The sequence below is a fragment of the Lapidilactobacillus concavus DSM 17758 genome, from assembly GCF_001435835.1.
Taxonomy (GTDB): Bacteria; Bacillota; Bacilli; order Lactobacillales; family Lactobacillaceae; genus Lapidilactobacillus; species Lapidilactobacillus concavus.
The window spans coordinates 21,259-38,500 of record NZ_AZFX01000080.1 but is presented as its reverse complement, the minus strand read 5'-3'; the positions used below and the strand labels follow the sequence as shown (position 1 = coordinate 38,500).

Sequence of the window (17,242 nt, the reverse complement as noted above, 5' to 3'; positions counted from 1 at the left end):
TGTGCAAGTTGGCTGTACACACCGAAAACGTTTTCTTCTATGATGGACTTGTTATTTAAAGAAAGGTGTCTTGCATTATGGTAAAAGTAGACTTAGATCACATTTATAAGGAATATCCCGATGCGCAAGAAGGCGTTTATGCTGTCTCAGATTTCGATCTGCATATTGACGACCACGAATTCATCGTTTTCGTTGGGCCTTCTGGCTGTGGGAAGTCAACGACATTGCGGATGATCGCCGGCTTGGAAGATATTACCAAAGGCGATTTAAAAATCGGTGGCAAAGTGATGAACGACGTTGCGCCAAAAGATCGCGACATCGCCATGGTTTTCCAGAACTATGCCTTGTATCCACATATGACCGTGTTCGATAACATGGCGTTTGGTTTGAAACTGCGTAAATACGAGAAGGCTGATATCAAGAAACGGGTTGACGAGGCTGCTAAAATCTTAGGTTTAACCGACTACCTTGATCGTAAACCAGCCGCTTTATCTGGTGGTCAACGCCAGCGTGTTGCTTTAGGACGTGCAATCGTTCGTGATGCACCGATCTTCTTGATGGATGAACCTTTATCTAACTTGGATGCTAAGTTACGTGTGACAATGCGTGCCGAAATTGCTAAATTACATCAACGCTTGAACACAACAACTATTTACGTGACCCATGATCAGACGGAAGCGATGACGATGGCCGATCGAATCGTTGTGATGTCGATGGGTGAAGTGCAACAAATTGGGACACCACGGGAAGTTTATGAGACGCCTAAAAATAAATTTGTCGCCGGATTCATTGGTTCACCCGCCATGAACTTCTTCGATGCCCATTACGAAAACGGCGTGATCACTGATGCGGGTGATGGCATTAAATTAAAGGTACCTGAAGGTCGCGCCAAGATTTTGGACGACGATGGTTACAATGGCAAAGATTTAACTTTGGGTGTTCGTCCAGAAGATATTCATCCTGAAGAAGCCTTCATGGAAACATTCCCTGAAGCAACTGTCAGCGCTAAAGTTGTCGTTTCTGAATTATTGGGCGCCGAATCAATGCTCTACGTCACCTCAGGCAAGACTGAATACGTTGCTAAGGTTGACGCACGTGACTATCACAAACCTGGTTCAGAAATTAAATTCGGTTTCGATTTAAACAAAGCTCACTTCTTCGATAAGGATACGACTTTATCGATCGTTGAAAAGGCGAAAGACGAAAATCGCGCCTAGTGATTGAAATAGGCCTGCAAATCTAATTAGCTCTGAATCTCTAACTCTAAATAATCACCGCAAAATTAATCCACAACAAATCACCTATTTGTTGTGGATTCTTTATTTAACCTATCATTTCATTCAAATCTGACTTCATTCCTACAGCCAATTAATCGACTGAGGTAATCAAACTCATCTTGACGCTCCTTCACAAATAGCGTAATCTGAGAAAAGCAAAAAATAAGAATGGAGTTTACGACTATGTGGTTTCTACCTGCACTAATTACCTTGCTCGCTTGGGGAACTGCGGATCTTTTCTACAAGCTCGGCAATGACGAGCGTGAGAAAGACAGCGCCCTAAAAACCGTCGTGATGGTTGGCCTCGTGATGGGTCTACATGTGATTGGCTACTACTGGATCTATCAGGGCATCAACTATGATTGGAAGAACTTGATTGTTTACCTGCCCGTTTCTGCCATGTATATTTTATCAATGGCCGTTGGTTACTTTGGACTCCGCTATATCGAAGTGTCTATTTCGAGCCCAATCAGCAATTCATCTGGCGCCTTCGTCGTTTTGCTGTCATTTCTGTTCATGCATGGTAATATGAAGCCGCTGCAATGGTTAGCCGTCCTTATCATCATCGTTGGCATGTTCCTACTTGGCGTCTTCGAGAAGCAAGAAGCCGACGCAGAATTGAAAAAGAGTGGCGCAGTCATCGATAAAAAATATCGCGTGAGTGCGATTGCAATTATTTTCCCGATTATCTACGCCATTTTGGACGCGATGGGAACTTACTTGGATGGGGTTTATCTGGATTACAAGAAGATCCTACCCGAAGATCAAGCCAACATGAGTTATGAGCTCACCTTCCTCTTCGTTGCAATTCTCGTTTGGCTTTATCTTGCACTGGTCAAACACGAAACCATGAACATCTTCAAGGAACGTACGCGTGGATTGGCCGCTATTTTTGAAACGCTGGGTCAATTCTTCTATGTCGGTGCGATGGCTGGTAACTCTATCATCGCTGCACCAATGATTGCTTCATACAGCATCGTCTCAATCATTCTCGCCAGAATTTTCATCAAAGAAAAATTAAATGCGAAACAATATCTGGTCGTCGCCTTGATTATGGTCGCAATTGCGATTCTGGGCTTCTATGATGCTTAAGATCATTGACTGATTCTCTGGATACTCAGTCCCTCTAATCGGGCGCTAACCCGTTAAATTCGAACAATTTCATCACACCAAGCAGGGGCGACCATCAATGAATGATGGCCGCCCCTTTTGAATGTCCTCTTGTTAGTTTTGTTCAGCTTGATCTTGGATCTCTTTGATCAGATGTGCTTGATATTGCTTAGAGACCAAGATGAGGTCTTCAAACAAGGTATGCACATAGGGGCGAACTTCTGACGCAACTTGCTGGTCCAACTTGTCAAAAATTTCTTGTTCACGTGGTTTATTCGTCAATGGCTGATGTGTACGCGCCTTTTCTTGAGCAATCTCTTTAGCCACGGATAAACGGGCGACCATTAATTCAATCAGTTGTGCATCGATCGTGTCAATTTTTTCTCTCTTTGTTTCTAGACTCATTTATAAAACCTCACTTATTTTTTTAAAGACCGCCAAAGCATCATCCTGGATCATCTTGATGCCAGGTTCCCAAATGGGTTCGCGATTAATGGCATAGATTGCGGCAGATGCCGGCGCGTCTTGCAAAAGCTGTGCAAAAGGATAAACGCGAAAACTAGTCCCAACAATCAAGATCAGATCTGCCAGTTGCATCGTCATGACCGCTTGCCTTAATCGCTCACTGTCAATTGGTTCACCGTACAAAACAATTCGGGGACGAATAATGCCCTGATCAGCCTGATGATGAAAGTCGTGCAAATAAGTCGCTGCATCCACAGGTTGTCCACAAGTTTGACAGTATAGGTCATAAAGATCCCCGTGAAACTCGATCACGTGTGGATTGCCTGCCTTTAAATCGAGACCGTCCACATTCTGTGTGATCAACCGACCGCCATTTTGACACAGACGAGCGATTTCACGATGAATCAGATTCGGTTGGGCTTGTGGATAATACATCCGCGTCTTAACAAACTGATAGAACGAAGCTGGGTGTTGCCGCAAATTCTCGTGGCTCAGCAATTCTTCAGGACTAATTTGGTCCGCGTAGATTCCGGTCTTCGAACGGTAATCCGGAATACCCGAGTGAGTTGAGACGCCGGCTCCCGTTAAAAAGACCGGATGTTGTGCACGCTCAAGTGCCGCTACCAATTCATCAAAAGTTGACATACTAGTCACCTGCCCGTTCAAAAATCACGAGATCTCGTGGCGCAAATGGCAAGTGAGACGCCTCAAAAAAGGAACCAATTTTTGATTGATAAATGCCCATCATCTTTGCCTGTTGTTCAGCGTCAGATAACTTAGGCAAGCGCAGTTCAAAGGCAGCTTGTTGGTCATTACGCCCTAATCCAAGATAAAGGCCAGCCGAATCGGTGACGTGATAGAGTTGAAATAACTGGCGGACGTCTAGCTTTAGCTGGCGGTCTGAAAAAACCGGTGTGACGATCAAATCACGACTCAAATCGATTGCGGCTAATTCCGTTGACTCGAAGTAATCGGTCAAGGTCTGATTTAATGCCAAGAACAGATGCCGAAGATGTCGGTTAGTCGCTAGCGGCGCATCCTGCATTAACTGCCACATACGTTCTGCTAGCATAAAACTGCGCGGATAACGGACACGCCACGCCGGAATTTGACCAATGAAAGTAAAGGTATCCATCATTTGTAGGGCGGTCAATACAATCTGCAAATGACTCGATTGCGCCGTTTCTGCAGGCAATTCTTGCTCGAAAGTTGATTGCACAATTAAGTTGAAACGCTCAGTGAATAACTCAAACTGCTTAAGTTGCGAATGCATACCCTGATGTAACACCGTATTCATTAAGCTTTGACTAATCACGTACAAAACTTGCACTAATTGTTGATCTTCAAGACGAACGAATCCAATCTGAACGATTTGCTGGCGTTCTTGTTGTAAATGGATCAATTCATGGACTACAATGAAATCAGCGAAGGCTTGATTCCAAACTGGAATCTGAATGTTACCCTGATCATCGTGTCGGGTTTCAAATTCCTCGGGATCAAATGATCCAGCTGGTAACTGAGAAGTCTTTAGCTGTAGTTCAATCGTGTGTGGTGCAAGTGTCGCCCGCATTTCCTCTAGAAAAGCAAGCACTGACGCTGAAAGCTGAATCGATGCTGTCATGAGTTATCTCCTTGATGAATTGATTTTAATGGTCATTGAAGAAAGCAATGGACGGGAAAGTTGGCATTGTTGGTGGCGAACCGCATCCCTCACACTTCTTCGAACTTAGTTCCGATTCGTCCGTGATCACGACTACCTAGCTAAGGGGGTTGAACCAACTATCGCTTGGTCCGCATGAACCACCACAAGTCATCACTTTATTATAGCCCATTTCATAAAATCGTGAAGATTGGAGTTGTTCTGATGAAAATAGATATTCCGCTGACCCCTAGCGGTTATTTGCCAGATCGTTATAGCAAACATGCCGCATCCACTGAACTTTATCAAGGGTATCCCTTGGTCTCACCACCCTTGACCATTACCGATATTCCTGCAGGAACGGTAAGTCTGGCACTCACTTTTTTGGACTTCGATGCCGTACCCGTTGGTGGATTCGTCTGGATTCATTGGTTAGCTGCAAATATAGCCCCACAGGAAGTCGTTCAGATTCCTGAAAATGCTAGTCAGCTGACCTCAACCGATTTCGTTCAAGGACGCAACAGCAATGCCGGTAAATTGGTCAACATCACCGATGCAAAAATTTCGCAACACTATGTTGGCCCTCAACCGCCCGATCAAGATCATGACTACCAATTATGCGTCTACGCGCTTAATCGACGACTTGATTTAAACAACGGTTATTGGTATAACGACTTTCATCGCCAATTAGAAAATTCAGTCATCGCTTCCACAACCATTCACGTCCCTGGTTGTGTGTAGTATAATGAGCTTGAGCCACATGTAGGCAAGCACCATTTGCATTAAAATGATCTTTAGGAGGCTATTATGCGTCAAGTAAGCATAGGACTAGATAATATCAACGCATCAGAAATCGCACTCGGCATGATGCGGATTGATAGCAAGACGACTGACGAAACTGTCAAGTTACTAGAAACTGCCGTTGAACATGGCGTCAACTTTTTCGACAACGCCGACATTTATGGCGGTGGTGATTCCGAGCGCCGTTTCGGAGATGCTCTAGCTGCATCTTCAATCAAGCGTGATGACATCCTGATTCAAACCAAGGTTGGTATCAAGAAAGGTGAATACGATTTTTCGAAGAAACATATTCTCGAGTCGCTCGATGGCTCACTTGAGCGCATGGGACTCGATCACGTTGATTTTCTTTTGTTGCATCGCCCTGATATCTTAATGCAACCAGACGAAATTGCCGAAGCCTTTTTTGAATTACAAAAATCTGGCAAGGTCCGCGAATTCGGTGTCAGCAACTTCAACCCAATGCAAATTGAATTGCTGCAACAAGCTGTTGCTCAACCACTGGTCATTAACCAATTACAACTTGGCCTGATGCACACGGGCATGCTCGATTTTGGCATTCACACAAATATGACCGATGCACGCAGCACGAACCACGATGGTAGTGTTTATGAATATTCACGCTTGAATAATATCACGATTCAAGCATGGAGCCCTTATCAATATGGCTTCTTCGATGGCGTCTTCATTGACAATCCGAAGTTTCCAGAAGTGAACACCGTCTTGAAAAAGATGGCTGATAAATATAGCACCAACGTTAATGCGGTCGCTGCTGCCTGGATCTTACGTCTGCCAACCAGCGTCCAAGTGATCGCCGGCACGACCAATCCAGAACGTCTAGCCCAAATCTGTGAAGCCGACCAAGCCCCACTCACGCATTCGGAGTGGTACGAACTGTACTTGGCAGCTGGCAACGATTTACCTTAGCGATTACGTTTCATCATCAATTCGACTTAGCATGCTGAAATTCGGCATGCTTTTTTGTTTGCGATTTTAAGTTGGCCCCCTCCTGACCTAAAAGCAGGACCCACAGTTATCTCATCATAATTAAATCAACAAATTAAAAGAGCCTGCGTAAAAAACGCAGGCTCTTTTAACACCGATAACGATGAAGTTGCACACTGTTTTGAAATAGATTAAGACTCAATCACGTTTTCTGGCTCATCGGCTAATTTTCTCAAGTGTCTCATTGTTCGAACATAGGAACTGATCAAAACGAGTAGCGAGCCGATCCAAGCGAGTGGGTTGGCCATACTTGCACCAGCAAAGCCAAACATTCCGACTAAGACTAACCCGGCGAACGTCCGCATCAACAATTCCATGATACCGGCAAGGGTTGGCACTAAACTCTGGCCTAAACCTTGCAACGTATAACGTACCACGAACAAAATCGATAAGAGCCAATACAAGCTACTGTTGAAATGAAAATAAGTTTGGGCGGTGCTCGTCACAAGTGGTTGATTATTGCCGATGAATAGATTCACCAGCAGCCGGCCGAAGATAATGATCAATGCACCAGTCACTGCGGAAAAAATCACAGACACGGCCAACGTTTGCAAAACGCCTTGACGAATCCGATTAAATTCGCGCGCACCCAAATTCTGAGCAGCAAAGGTCGCCATCGTGATACCGAACGACATCGCTGGCATCGTCGCCAAGCTGTCGATTCGTCCCGCAGCCGTATACGCAGCGACTGATGTTGACCCCAACGTATTCAACATCAATTGTAAAATCACTGAACCCATCGCAATGATCGACGACTGAAATCCCATCGGTAATCCCATTCGTAAGTGTTCCTTGATCTCGGCTTTCTCTAATTTGAAGTCGGATTTCGAAATCTGCAATAACGGAAATGATCGATAAATAAAGACCAGACACATGATTGCCGAAATAAATTGGGCAAGTAATGTCGCGACTGACGCACCAGCAATTCCCCATTTAAACACGAGAATGAATAATAGTTCGAGACCGATATTGATGACACAGGCAAAAATCAAAAAATATAACGGTGTTTGACTATTGCCCATCGCCCGGATCATATTGGCAAACAAATTATAGGCGACAATTGCAAAAATACCGCCAAACTGAATACTCAAAAACGTATAAGAGTTCGCAATTATATCCGGCGGCGTTTGCATGAGTCGTAAAATTTCACCACAAAATGTCAATCCAATCACCGAAAGAATCAGTGACAGTGCCAAGCTGATGACAATACTCGTCGCAAAACTTCGCTTGACACCACGTAGATCACCGGCACCATATCGCCGCGCGGCAATGATGGCAAATCCATTCGTTGCGCCTTGCGCGATCCCGATGATCAGAAACGACAAGCTCCCCGTTGCCCCAACTGCGGCCAGTGCCTTAACACCAATCGTTCGCCCAACAATAATCGTATCCGATAGCGTGTAGACCTGTTGAAACATATTCCCAATCAACAACGGAATCGTAAAAAAGATAATCTGAATAATTGGTTTACCCTTAGTTAAGTCGCGCAATAGTATCCTCCATGTCGGTGACGCGTTAATCAATCAAGCGCTTCACCATTTTACTTAAAAAAATAAACTCAACTGAATTGGTTTGTACAAGTATTGTAGCATTTTCCCAGATAAATTAAAGATAGCTGCGCTAAAACTTCTTAAAAAATCTGCGAATTTGAACCATAAATTTGATTAACGCAACGATTCAAATCAATTTGATCAAAATAAAATATAAACCGTTTTCTTTGCATAAAAATTAGCACTTTGTTATGATGACTTCGCAACAAGTTACTGAACTCAAAAACGGAGGACATCCCCATGGAAAACGATTATCAATATCCACAGACCAAAGATCAGTTGAACCAGCTTGTCGCCGATATCAGTCAGTTAACGGTGAACATTCACCAAATACACTGGTATATGCGCGGTCGTGAATTTTTCCGTCTGCACCCTCTAATGGACGACTACATGGATCAGCTGAATGAGCAGCTCGATGAAATTGCTGAGCGACTGATTGCAATCGGCGGTTCGCCATATTCAACGACTCAAGAATTCATCGACCACACTGGTTTGTCTGAAGAACCTGGTGAATTTGGTAAATATTCACTCAACGAATACATGCAACGTCTAACAGATCAATTCAAGTATTTACGGGATCAATACCAGAAAGGCATGGAGATTTCCGACAGCGAGAAAGATTGGCCAACGCAAGATATGTTGAACGGCTTCAAAGCAGCTGTTGATAAAAATATTTGGACACTGAATGCATTTCTTGGGCAAGATGCTCAGGCATAATACATGGTGCTAAAAGGAATGAGGCTCGAACCCAGTTTAGTTGGATTCGAGCCTCATTTTTGCGTTGAAGTGGTTTGACGAAGTTGCTACGGAAGATGGTTGTTCCTGCTGTGGGGCCGGCTTCCGCCTTTTTGTAGCGCGCTTCGCTTGCTGCAAAAATGGCTCCAGCCTAAAATTGGAGCCTTCAAAAACGTGCTCCACAAGGCAACTATCTGTGCTTAACAACAACTTCTAAACGATTCGCAAGCGAATCATTCAGAAGTTATCGTTAATGCTCGATAGCTGACCGCCTTGTTCCACACTCTATTCAAAGTCTCCAATTTACCCGTTTTGTAAGACTGCAAGAAGCATGCAGTCCAACAGAACTTTCACAGCCTCACAACCATTTTCCTCCGCAACTTCTGATTTAGTCTAAACTATTGAATAACTGGCTCAGTGATAATTATGAATTTCTACTTCTTAATTTTACATCCCAACTCTGCCTTCACATCTGAGTCAGGGAACGGAGTGGACTGACGGGTCAAATTCAACCCGTGAGCTGTCACACTCTAACCGCCTTGTTCCGCACTCTAGTCAAAATAATTTAATCCTATTGCTGCTCTTACTTCTTGCAAGGTTTGCTCTGCAACTTCATTTGCTCGCTCGCTGCCTTCTTTTAACATCTGGTAGACTGCTGGGATGTCTTTTGCGAATTCTTCTCGGCGCTGGCGAATTGGTCCAAAGGTTGCTTCTAGAACTTCATTTAGGTAGCGTTTAATTTTCACATCACCTAAACCACCATGCTGGTATTCTGCCTTTAATTCAGCGACATGTGCCTTGTCATCGTCAAAAATGTCCAAATAAGTGAAGACCATATTGCCTTCAATTTTTCCGGGATCTGAGACGTGAATATGGTTGGGATCGGTATACATCGACATCACTTTTTGTCGGAGTTCATCCGCGGTGTCGGCGAGATAGATCGCGTTGTTCAGCGACTTGCTCATCTTCGCGTTGCCATCTAAGCCTGGCAAGCGCCCTTGTCCCTTTGGTGGAAAATAGCCTTGGGGCTCAACTAAGACATTCGTTTGATACGTGGTGTTGAATGTTCTGACGATCTCACGCGCTTGTTCCATCATCGGTTCTTGGTCATCGCCAACAGGAACAGTATCGGCCTTAAATGCTGTAATATCTGCGGTTTCACTGACAGGATAAACTAAGAAGCCTGCTGGGATCGATTGTCCAAAGGCTTTTTGCTGAATCTCACTTTTGACGGTTGGATTTCGCTCTAGCCGTGAAACAGTCACAAGATCCAAGTAATACATTGTTAATTCATTTAGCGCGGGGATCTGTGATTGCACGAGGATCGTCGATTTTTTAGGATCGATTCCGACAGCTAAATAATCCAAGGCGACTTGAATTAAGCTTTGACGAATTTTCTCGGGGTTACGTGCATTATCAGTCATTGCTTGCACGTCGGCAATCATAACGTAGGTGTTATATTCCCCTGAATTTTGTAGCGCAACACGGTTCTTGAGTGAACCTAAATAATGACCAATGTGTAGCTTACCGGTTGGTCGATCCGCTGTTAAAATTGTTTTCTTAGCCATTTGAATTTCCTCCAAAAATAAAATTAATGCATTAAAAAAGTCCTATGATGATCTTCAAGATCACAATAGGACGAAATTTTTCCGCGGTACCACCTAAGTTGCGTTCAATAACACGCCAACTCGACTGATTTAAGGCATCATCTACCGTCACGACTTGCGCCTGTGACTCCCTTAGGATCCATTCGGACATGTGTTGATATAGTGTTGCAGCAACCCACTACTCTCTGAAATAAACACACGTCTTACTCTTTCCTAGACCATCTGTATCCATGGCAACTATTAACGTCATCATAGAAAATCTGCTGGCAAAAGTCAAGCGGATTCAAAAACGAAGACGCCTAACCAGCAACAAGCTTTGCAAATAGACTCGTCAAACCAATCTGCCGACGACAAGATTTGAGTGGTCAGTCACGCGAGGAATACTTTAGAAATTTTAAAGAGTCGCCTTAATTATCGCAATCTCAGTGGCTTTATTGTATGCTCATACTTAGTAAATACAAACACATTATCGGTTAGGGTTGAATCAGATGAAAAGTCCAGCATCATTAATTGGCAATCTTGTGCGCTATACTATTTTTATCGCGATGGTTCTCATCACGACTTGGCTCAAAGATCAGGCGTTTGAGCAGGGTAAGCTTTCGGGAATCTTTCTTGTGCTCTGCTTGTCGGCGGCAGCGTTGAGTTTGCTCTTCTTTATTCGCCAATTCAATTTGGAGCAGAAATATTTCTCAGACAGATTGAATTCACGGCCTAAAGTCCTCGCGAATGCCTTTGGATTTTTGTTTTTATTGGTTCTGATTATCGGTGGCCTCAACTTAGTCATTGGTTGGTTGCAAGTTGCCGGATCCATTCCAAAATTTGAAACGACGGTCACGAAATTTGATCTCAAAGATGGTGGGTTCTGGCTCAACATCTTGATTGTCGGTATCATCCTGCCAATCTTGCAGCAATTCATCGCCACTGGCTTCTTCTTCAATTATTTCTTCCGACGCGCAACGCCAATCAACACCGTGCTTGGCATGTTGATCAGTGGCTTGATCTTCGCCGCGTTACAATTCCAGCCTTTCTTCATGCCTGCCTTCTTGCAACTCTCCCTTGGCTGGCTGTTCGCCTTGAGTTTCCTTTACACACGACGATTTGAAGTCCCCGTTTGCTTAAACATCTTCAGTGCGATTCTGATGATCATCTTAGCTTAAAAAAATAAGAGACCATCGAGCCTGCCATTGTGGCGGGCTCTTTTTTTCGTGATCACTGATGCGATATGCCAGTAAAAATCGGTGCTTCTCATATTTTCTCAGACAATTTCCTCATCATTCGTTAGAATCAATTCATGAGGTGACACAAATGAAACTGGCAGTCGTAGAAGACAATCTTCAGACACAGCAACAAATCCGTACACTATTAAACGCGGTTAACTCCCACAGGCAGCCGATTATCACCACTTTTTTCGATAGTGGTGAGGCTTTTCTCTTTCAATTTTCAACCCAACAAGAGGTCGATTTAATTCTGTTGGACATTCAACTTGGCGGTCAGAACGGGATGACGGTTGCGCGCAAAGTTCGTGAGTTTGATCCACAAGTCGCGTTAGCCTTCCTGAGTAACTATGACGATTATGTGTTCGACGGCTATGATGTTGGGGCACTAGGCTACATCATGAAGCCGCTAACGGCTGACAAACTGCGTGCACTCCTTCAGAAAGTCGCCGCACAAACGCAAGTGGCGTATTTTCTCGCCGAGGTCGAACACGAAGCCATCAAGATTCCCTTATTTGATATTCTCTACTTCGAGGTTCAAGATCATCAAATAAATATTCATACGCAAACAAAAGTCTATCAGATCAAGTCGCAGTTAAAAGAAATCCAACAACAACTAAGTCCCGATTTTATTCAGACTTATCGTTCTCTGATCGTCAAATTGAATTTTATCAGTCACCTGACGAAGACTGGCCTGGTACTGAATGATGGCACCTCGCTACCGGTCTCACGCCAACAACGTGCTAAGGTCAAGCAAGACTTTCTCACTCATTATCGAGGACTCGCTCATGATGATTTACACTAAACTCACCTTCATGCTCATCCTATTGATCTGGTCAACGCGTCATTACTGGCTGCTCGATTTCAAAGCCATCATCGCGTTGGTCGTGATGATCTCATTGGGATTTTTAGCGACCGTCAATCCAGTTGGGTTGATGGTGTACAGTTGCTTGATTGCTAGCGTCGCGATCATCCGCTTCGGGCACAAAAAAGACCACGGACTAAACGCCATCATCGCCGGAAGTTGGTTGGGGCTCGCCGTCGCTGCAGCTTTTCTGACAGCAAGTTGGTTTAACTGGGCAGTCCTGCTCGTCACGATTGTCATTAATTTGATTGAATTACTCAAGCAACAACACCACCGGCCATTAATCGTCATGACGATTTGCTTCGATACATTGGTTTTAACGGTGTTTCCTTTCGTTGATGCCCCGCTACAATTAGTGCTGACTAGCTTGGCGGGACTGATGATTTTAATCACGACGAGTTTGATCCACTACCTTTTCCAAGAAACAGACATGGTCTTCGCGCGTTCACTGGATAAGATGATGACTAGTTATACCCAGGAAGTGCAGACACTGTATGAAGGCATGCGAGGCTGGCGACATGATTATCATGATCATTTGCAAACCTTGAAAGCCTATCTGGATCAACAAGAAGTTAAAGAAGCGCGTCACTATTTGGATGACCTTGAGGATAAATGACAAGAAGTCAATCCGATCGTTCATTCAGGTAATCCAGTTTTGGATGCCGTGGTCAATAGCAAGCTTACGCTAGCCGAGCGCTTAGATGTCGAAACGAATGTCAAAGTCTTCGTTGGTACACAGCCGTTGATCCACGACGTCGATCTTGTGGTCATTATTGGTAACTTGATGGATAATGCGCTGGAAGCCATTGCCGAACAAAACAGTGATGAGCAGCGCCTATTGCGAGTTTACATCTCTATTCTCAAACAACAACTTTATATTTCGATCACCAACAGTCGATCAGCCGATCAAATCATCGACCCAGAATACGCGTCAACCAAAAACGATAAACGTGGTTTGGGCATCCGCCGCATCAACCACCTCGTTGATAGTTATGACGGCATGATCAATCGCCAATATCAACCAGGCGTCTTCGTCACAGAAATTTTATTGCCATTGACGACCATTCACGCGGCCAAATGAACCACTGACGTTAAAAACGACTCAATTGGGTCGTTTTTTTGTAAGCTGATAATGTCTTAAAGTGATTCATTCGACAATCGCCCTCTTTTTCCAACGATTCAGTGGCGAATGAATCAGATCTCAAGGAGGTTCATCCCATGATACAACCCAAATCAGTGGCCACCCACTATTCATTTCTCAATAACTGGCGATTTTATTGGCGAATTGCCCGCCAATCGAGTCCGACTTTACTTCCAACGCTAATTGGTTACGCCGTCTTAGAGACATTCCTAAATCTCGGCACGATTATTTTGCCGACTCTGGTTGTACAACTCCTGACTCAACAAGCCGGTTTGCCTTATTTAGCAGCCGTTGTGATCAGTTTCGGTGTTGCCTTAGCCGCAATCACAGTCGGGCACGGCTTTCTCGATATCGTTGGCACCGACCATTCAACCATCCCTCGACTCGAAATGGCCAACCAACTCAATGCAAAAATAATGGCAATCGACTACCAAATGACTGAAGATCCAAAAATTCAGCAATTATTTTCAACTGCGTTTAATAATGGTCTTAGTTATACCTTAGCGGGTGGTCAAGCTTTCTTCTTCGGAGTTGAACGACTCTTGCGAGACATCTTAAGCCTGATTGCACTGACCATCACGATTTCATTCTTCACGCCGCTGATTTTCGCCTTAATTCTTTTTTCAGGAGTGATCAGTTACCTGATGTTGCAATGGTATCGTCGTTGGTACACGCTGAATCACCATACAAAGGATGAGACCAAACGCCGGCAAGAATATTTACGCGAGAATGCCTATGCTACCGAGAACGGCAAGGACGTCCGCTTATACGAGATGGCGACTTGGTATCATCAACATTTTGAGCAGTTGAACCACGATCTCGATCAGTGGCAACAGAAAGAATCTACCCGCCAATTCATCAGTGATCTCGTTAGCGATGGCGCAACGATTATCCGGGACGGTTTCGCCTATTTGTACCTCGCGCTGCAGATCATGGCAAAATCAATCACGGCGACACAACTGACGCTGTTTTTTACGACCATGACTCAATTTTCTCAATTGATCGACGGGACGATCCAAGATCTGCACATGTTGCAAACGGCCAGCGTTGATTTACAAGAGCTACGGCAATTCTTGGACTTACCGGAAGCGCCAAAAGTCAGCACCTTAACGACAACACAACAAGACCAATTACACCAGTCAAAGACACAGATCCAATTCAATCATGTGAGCTTTACCTATCCCGGCGCGGCCCAACCGACGATTCGCGATTTATCCTTCGCTATCGCGCCCGATGAAAAAATCGCCTTGGTTGGTGCAAATGGTGCTGGCAAAACGACGATCACACAATTAATGATTGGATTGCTCAAGCCTACCAGTGGTCGAATCCTGATCAATGGCATCCCAACCTCAGAATTAATTCCGACCGAACAATATGAACGCTTCAGTCCCGTTTTTCAAGATTCAACCATCATGGCTTTAACGCTAAAGGAAAACATCTGTCTATCGACTCATCCAGATGATGCTCGAGTCTGGCGAGTCTTAGAACAAGTTGGTTTAGCCGATTTGGTTAAAAAATTGCCACAACAATTGGAGACGCCAATGACTCGTTACGTTGATCAAAATGGTGTCGAATTCTCCGGCGGTCAGATCCAGAAACTGATGTTGGCACGAGCGCTGTATAAAGACGCCCCATTTCTGGTCTTAGACGAACCAACCGCCGCACTGGATCCAATTGCCGAGAGCGACATGTATCAACAATATGCCGCAATGACCATTGGCAAAACTTCACTCTTTATCTCTCACCGGTTGGCCTCCACCCGCTTCTGTGATCGAATTCTCTACGTCGATCAGGGTGAGCTGAAAGAAAGTGGCACCCACGACGAACTCATGAGCCAACACGGTGATTACGCCCATATCTATGACATTCAAAGTCACTATTACCAAACAAAAGCATCCCCAAAGGAGGTAGCGGAATGAACTCGAACAAAAATATCGTCCAACAATTTTGGGGACTCTTGAAATTGATCCAGTGTTATGAAAAACATGTCCTGTTCTACGCTTTCATGAAGGCCCTGACCGAATTATTACAACCCTACCTCGACTTTCTATTCTTGGGTATTTTCCTGGCCCAACTCACGAGTCATCATCAACAATCTCTGACGATTCTGGGGATCTATCTTGGATTGCGGGTCTTGATTACCCTGAGTTATCGCCTATTCACGAAACTCGCCGCGGACAGTAATGCACGGCTTGGCAATCGCATCGATACCGATGCCGGGGAAAAAATGCTCAAGATCAAATACGCCGATCTAGAAGATCCCAAAATTCGTCAAGCTTATCAGACTGCCATTGAAGGCCAACATTATACCGGTCCAATTGGTGCCTTCGTCAAGGATTACGCCACTCAATTATTCTCGTTCATCATCTCGTTGATGTTCGCGCTAGCGACAATTATCACGCTAACCACGCAAAAATCGGTCCGACTTTCCGCAATTGCTCAATTCAGCAACTCGATCTGGTATGGACTTCTCGTGGTGATTTTACTTTTTATTCCTGGATTCATCGCATTCTTCGCGATTAAAAAGACGACACAGATTCAACAAGACATGATTACTAACGTCGCCGACTCAAATCGCAAGTTTGGTTATTTCGCCCAGTTTTTCTTCCAGTACCAAAATGGACGCTTAATTCGACTTTTTCATCTTCAACCATTTCTGACCAAAATTGCCAACTACAACAAATTAGATGTCCAAGATACGTATTATCAAGGTCAACTCATAGCCTATCACTATTTGATGCTGCCGCAAATTCTCAGCAATATTCTGATTGGCGTCCTCTATCTCCTAGTCGGTGCCAAAGTGGTTGTTGGCGCAATTGCCCTGAGTTACATTGTCACCGCAGTTGGCTATCTTCATCAATTCATGACGACCACCAATGAACTAGTCGAATTGATTGGCTACATGATCAATATGATCCATTATTTGCAATACTACGTCGACTTTCTCAATCTGCCAGAAGGTCAAGCTTCAGGCACATTACCCGTTGAGAAGCGTGATGATAACGACTTCGAGCTTGCTTTTCACGATGTCTCCTTCAAATATCCCGATTCCAATCAATGGGTCCTACGCCATATTGATCTGACCATCAATGTCGGTGAACGTCTGGCCATCGTTGGCAAAAATGGGTCTGGCAAAACGACCCTGATCAAATTACTGACTCGGTTGTTCGTCCCAACCGAAGGAACGATCACCCTCAATGGCATCGACATACAGAAATACAGTTTAGCGGAATATCGTAGCTTGCTTGGCGTCGTGTTCCAAGACTTCAAATTATTCGCTTACTCACTCGCCGAGAACGTCAGCGCCAATCAAAACTTCGATGAATCCCGCATCTGGCAAAGTCTTGACGTCGCCGATGTCAAACAGCGGGTCACCGAAATGTCGAATCAGATCAACACGCCGTTGACTCACAACCTGGACGAGAATGGTGTCGAGATTTCCGGTGGTGAGGCTCAAAAAATTGCAATCGCCCGCACCTGGTACAAAGACGCCCCGATTATTATCTTAGACGAACCAACCGCCGCGCTCGACCCAATTTCTGAGTTCGAAATTTATCAACGTTTTGATGACTTGATTGGTCACAAAACCGCCATTTATATTTCACACCGAATGAGTTCTACTCAGTTTTCACAGCGTATTATCGTGATGGATCAAGGCCAGATCATTCAGGATGGTAATCACGACACTCTAATGGCGGTCGACGGCCTCTATCGCCGCCTTTTCAACGCTCAATCGCAATACTATACCGCAGATAAAATTGCTGCCGAACGAAAAACCAACGACGAATCGTTCGCCATCTCCTAACCCGGCACGACTAACTCAATCCAGACACGCA

At 44.5% G+C, this 17,242-nt stretch carries 14 protein-coding genes, 1 pseudogene and 1 other annotated feature; of the genes and pseudogenes, 10 read left to right on the top strand and 5 right to left on the bottom strand.

Annotation, left to right across the window (positions count from 1 at the left end; translation table 11 throughout):
• The first annotated feature begins 77 nt into the window (after positions 1-77).
• Complete coding sequence (locus tag FC15_RS07070) at positions 78-1,217, top strand: ABC transporter ATP-binding protein (protein ID WP_057825282.1); 1,140 nt, start codon at positions 78-80, stop codon at positions 1,215-1,217.
• 243 nt (positions 1,218-1,460) lie between these two features.
• Positions 1,461-2,369, top strand: coding sequence for an EamA family transporter (locus tag FC15_RS07065; protein ID WP_057825280.1), 909 nt, complete (start codon positions 1,461-1,463; stop codon positions 2,367-2,369).
• 132 nt (positions 2,370-2,501) lie between these two features.
• Here FC15_RS07065 and FC15_RS07060 read toward each other — a convergent pair whose 3' ends face one another.
• From FC15_RS07060 to FC15_RS07050, 3 genes are read right to left on the bottom strand one after another with little or no spacing between them, the layout of a single operon-like run.
• Positions 2,502-2,792 (bottom strand): chorismate mutase, encoded by a 291-nt coding sequence (locus FC15_RS07060; RefSeq protein WP_057825278.1) that lies wholly within the window; start codon positions 2,790-2,792, stop codon positions 2,502-2,504.
• Positions 2,793-3,497, bottom strand: coding sequence for an NAD-dependent protein deacylase (locus tag FC15_RS07055; RefSeq protein ID WP_057825276.1), 705 nt, complete (start codon positions 3,495-3,497; stop codon positions 2,793-2,795).
• Position 3,498: 1 nt separating this feature from the next.
• Positions 3,499-4,473 (bottom strand): hypothetical protein, encoded by a 975-nt coding sequence (locus FC15_RS07050; RefSeq protein ID WP_057825275.1) that lies wholly within the window; start codon positions 4,471-4,473, stop codon positions 3,499-3,501.
• A 243-nt stretch (positions 4,474-4,716) separates the two neighbouring features.
• Here FC15_RS07050 and FC15_RS07045 point away from each other — a divergent pair, with 243 nt between their 5' ends.
• Both FC15_RS07045 and FC15_RS07040 read left to right on the top strand, forming a co-directional pair.
• Positions 4,717-5,232 (top strand): YbhB/YbcL family Raf kinase inhibitor-like protein, encoded by a 516-nt coding sequence (locus tag FC15_RS07045; protein ID WP_057825273.1) that lies wholly within the window; start codon positions 4,717-4,719, stop codon positions 5,230-5,232.
• Positions 5,233-5,298: 66 nt separating this feature from the next.
• Positions 5,299-6,216, top strand: a complete 918-nt coding sequence (locus FC15_RS07040) for an aldo/keto reductase (protein ID WP_057825272.1) — start codon at positions 5,299-5,301, stop codon at positions 6,214-6,216.
• A 209-nt stretch (positions 6,217-6,425) separates the two neighbouring features.
• Here the strand turns inward: FC15_RS07040 and FC15_RS07035 are convergent, their stop codons facing one another.
• Entirely contained in the window at positions 6,426-7,784 is a 1,359-nt protein-coding gene (locus tag FC15_RS07035; protein ID WP_057825270.1) for an MATE family efflux transporter, read from the bottom strand.
• A gap of 300 nt (positions 7,785-8,084) precedes the next feature.
• On the opposite strand from FC15_RS07035, the gene FC15_RS07030 reads away from it, so the two are divergent.
• Positions 8,085-8,561 (top strand): Dps family protein, encoded by a 477-nt coding sequence (locus tag FC15_RS07030; protein WP_057825269.1) that lies wholly within the window; start codon positions 8,085-8,087, stop codon positions 8,559-8,561.
• 569 nt (positions 8,562-9,130) lie between these two features.
• On the opposite strand, the gene trpS is transcribed toward FC15_RS07030, so the two are convergent.
• Entirely contained in the window at positions 9,131-10,147 is a 1,017-nt protein-coding gene (trpS, locus tag FC15_RS07025) for a tryptophan--tRNA ligase (protein ID WP_057825267.1), read from the bottom strand.
• Positions 10,148-10,210: 63 nt separating this feature from the next.
• Positions 10,211-10,410, bottom strand: a binding site (T-box leader).
• A gap of 264 nt (positions 10,411-10,674) precedes the next feature.
• Here trpS and FC15_RS07020 point away from each other — a divergent pair.
• The 5 genes and pseudogenes from FC15_RS07020 (at position 10,675) to FC15_RS07000 (ending at position 17,211) form a co-directional block, all read left to right on the top strand.
• Complete coding sequence (locus FC15_RS07020; RefSeq protein ID WP_057825265.1) at positions 10,675-11,343, top strand: CPBP family glutamic-type intramembrane protease; 669 nt, start codon at positions 10,675-10,677, stop codon at positions 11,341-11,343.
• A gap of 148 nt (positions 11,344-11,491) precedes the next feature.
• Positions 11,492-12,205, top strand: a complete 714-nt coding sequence (locus FC15_RS07015; RefSeq protein WP_057825263.1) for a LytR/AlgR family response regulator transcription factor — start codon at positions 11,492-11,494, stop codon at positions 12,203-12,205.
• Between the two features lie 250 nt (positions 12,206-12,455).
• A pseudogene (locus tag FC15_RS07010) lies at positions 12,456-13,346 on the top strand (sensor histidine kinase).
• Positions 13,347-13,483: 137 nt separating this feature from the next.
• Entirely contained in the window at positions 13,484-15,325 is a 1,842-nt protein-coding gene (locus FC15_RS07005) for an ABC transporter ATP-binding protein (RefSeq protein ID WP_057825261.1), read from the top strand.
• A complete protein-coding gene (locus FC15_RS07000; RefSeq protein WP_057825259.1) occupies positions 15,322-17,211 on the top strand; it encodes an ABC transporter ATP-binding protein in 1,890 nt (629 codons plus the stop codon). Before FC15_RS07005 ends, FC15_RS07000 begins: the two co-directional genes overlap by 4 nt.
• Positions 17,212-17,242: the final 31 nt, after the last annotated feature.

Coding starts and splice junctions, on each gene's coding strand:
- FC15_RS07065 (WP_057825280.1), top strand. CDS start 1,461: ATGTGGTTTCTACCTGCACTAATTACCTTGCTCGCTTGGGGAACTGCG.
- FC15_RS07020 (WP_057825265.1), top strand. CDS start 10,675: ATGAAAAGTCCAGCATCATTAATTGGCAATCTTGTGCGCTATACTATT.
- FC15_RS07055 (WP_057825276.1), bottom strand. CDS start 3,497: ATGTCAACTTTTGATGAATTGGTAGCGGCACTTGAGCGTGCACAACAT.
- FC15_RS07015 (WP_057825263.1), top strand. CDS start 11,492: ATGAAACTGGCAGTCGTAGAAGACAATCTTCAGACACAGCAACAAATC.
- FC15_RS07050 (WP_057825275.1), bottom strand. CDS start 4,473: ATGACAGCATCGATTCAGCTTTCAGCGTCAGTGCTTGCTTTTCTAGAG.
- FC15_RS07070 (WP_057825282.1), top strand. CDS start 78: ATGGTAAAAGTAGACTTAGATCACATTTATAAGGAATATCCCGATGCG.
- FC15_RS07040 (WP_057825272.1), top strand. CDS start 5,299: ATGCGTCAAGTAAGCATAGGACTAGATAATATCAACGCATCAGAAATC.
- trpS (WP_057825267.1), bottom strand. CDS start 10,147: ATGGCTAAGAAAACAATTTTAACAGCGGATCGACCAACCGGTAAGCTA.
- FC15_RS07000 (WP_057825259.1), top strand. CDS start 15,322: ATGAACTCGAACAAAAATATCGTCCAACAATTTTGGGGACTCTTGAAA.
- FC15_RS07045 (WP_057825273.1), top strand. CDS start 4,717: ATGAAAATAGATATTCCGCTGACCCCTAGCGGTTATTTGCCAGATCGT.
- FC15_RS07030 (WP_057825269.1), top strand. CDS start 8,085: ATGGAAAACGATTATCAATATCCACAGACCAAAGATCAGTTGAACCAG.
- FC15_RS07005 (WP_057825261.1), top strand. CDS start 13,484: ATGATACAACCCAAATCAGTGGCCACCCACTATTCATTTCTCAATAAC.
- FC15_RS07060 (WP_057825278.1), bottom strand. CDS start 2,792: ATGAGTCTAGAAACAAAGAGAGAAAAAATTGACACGATCGATGCACAA.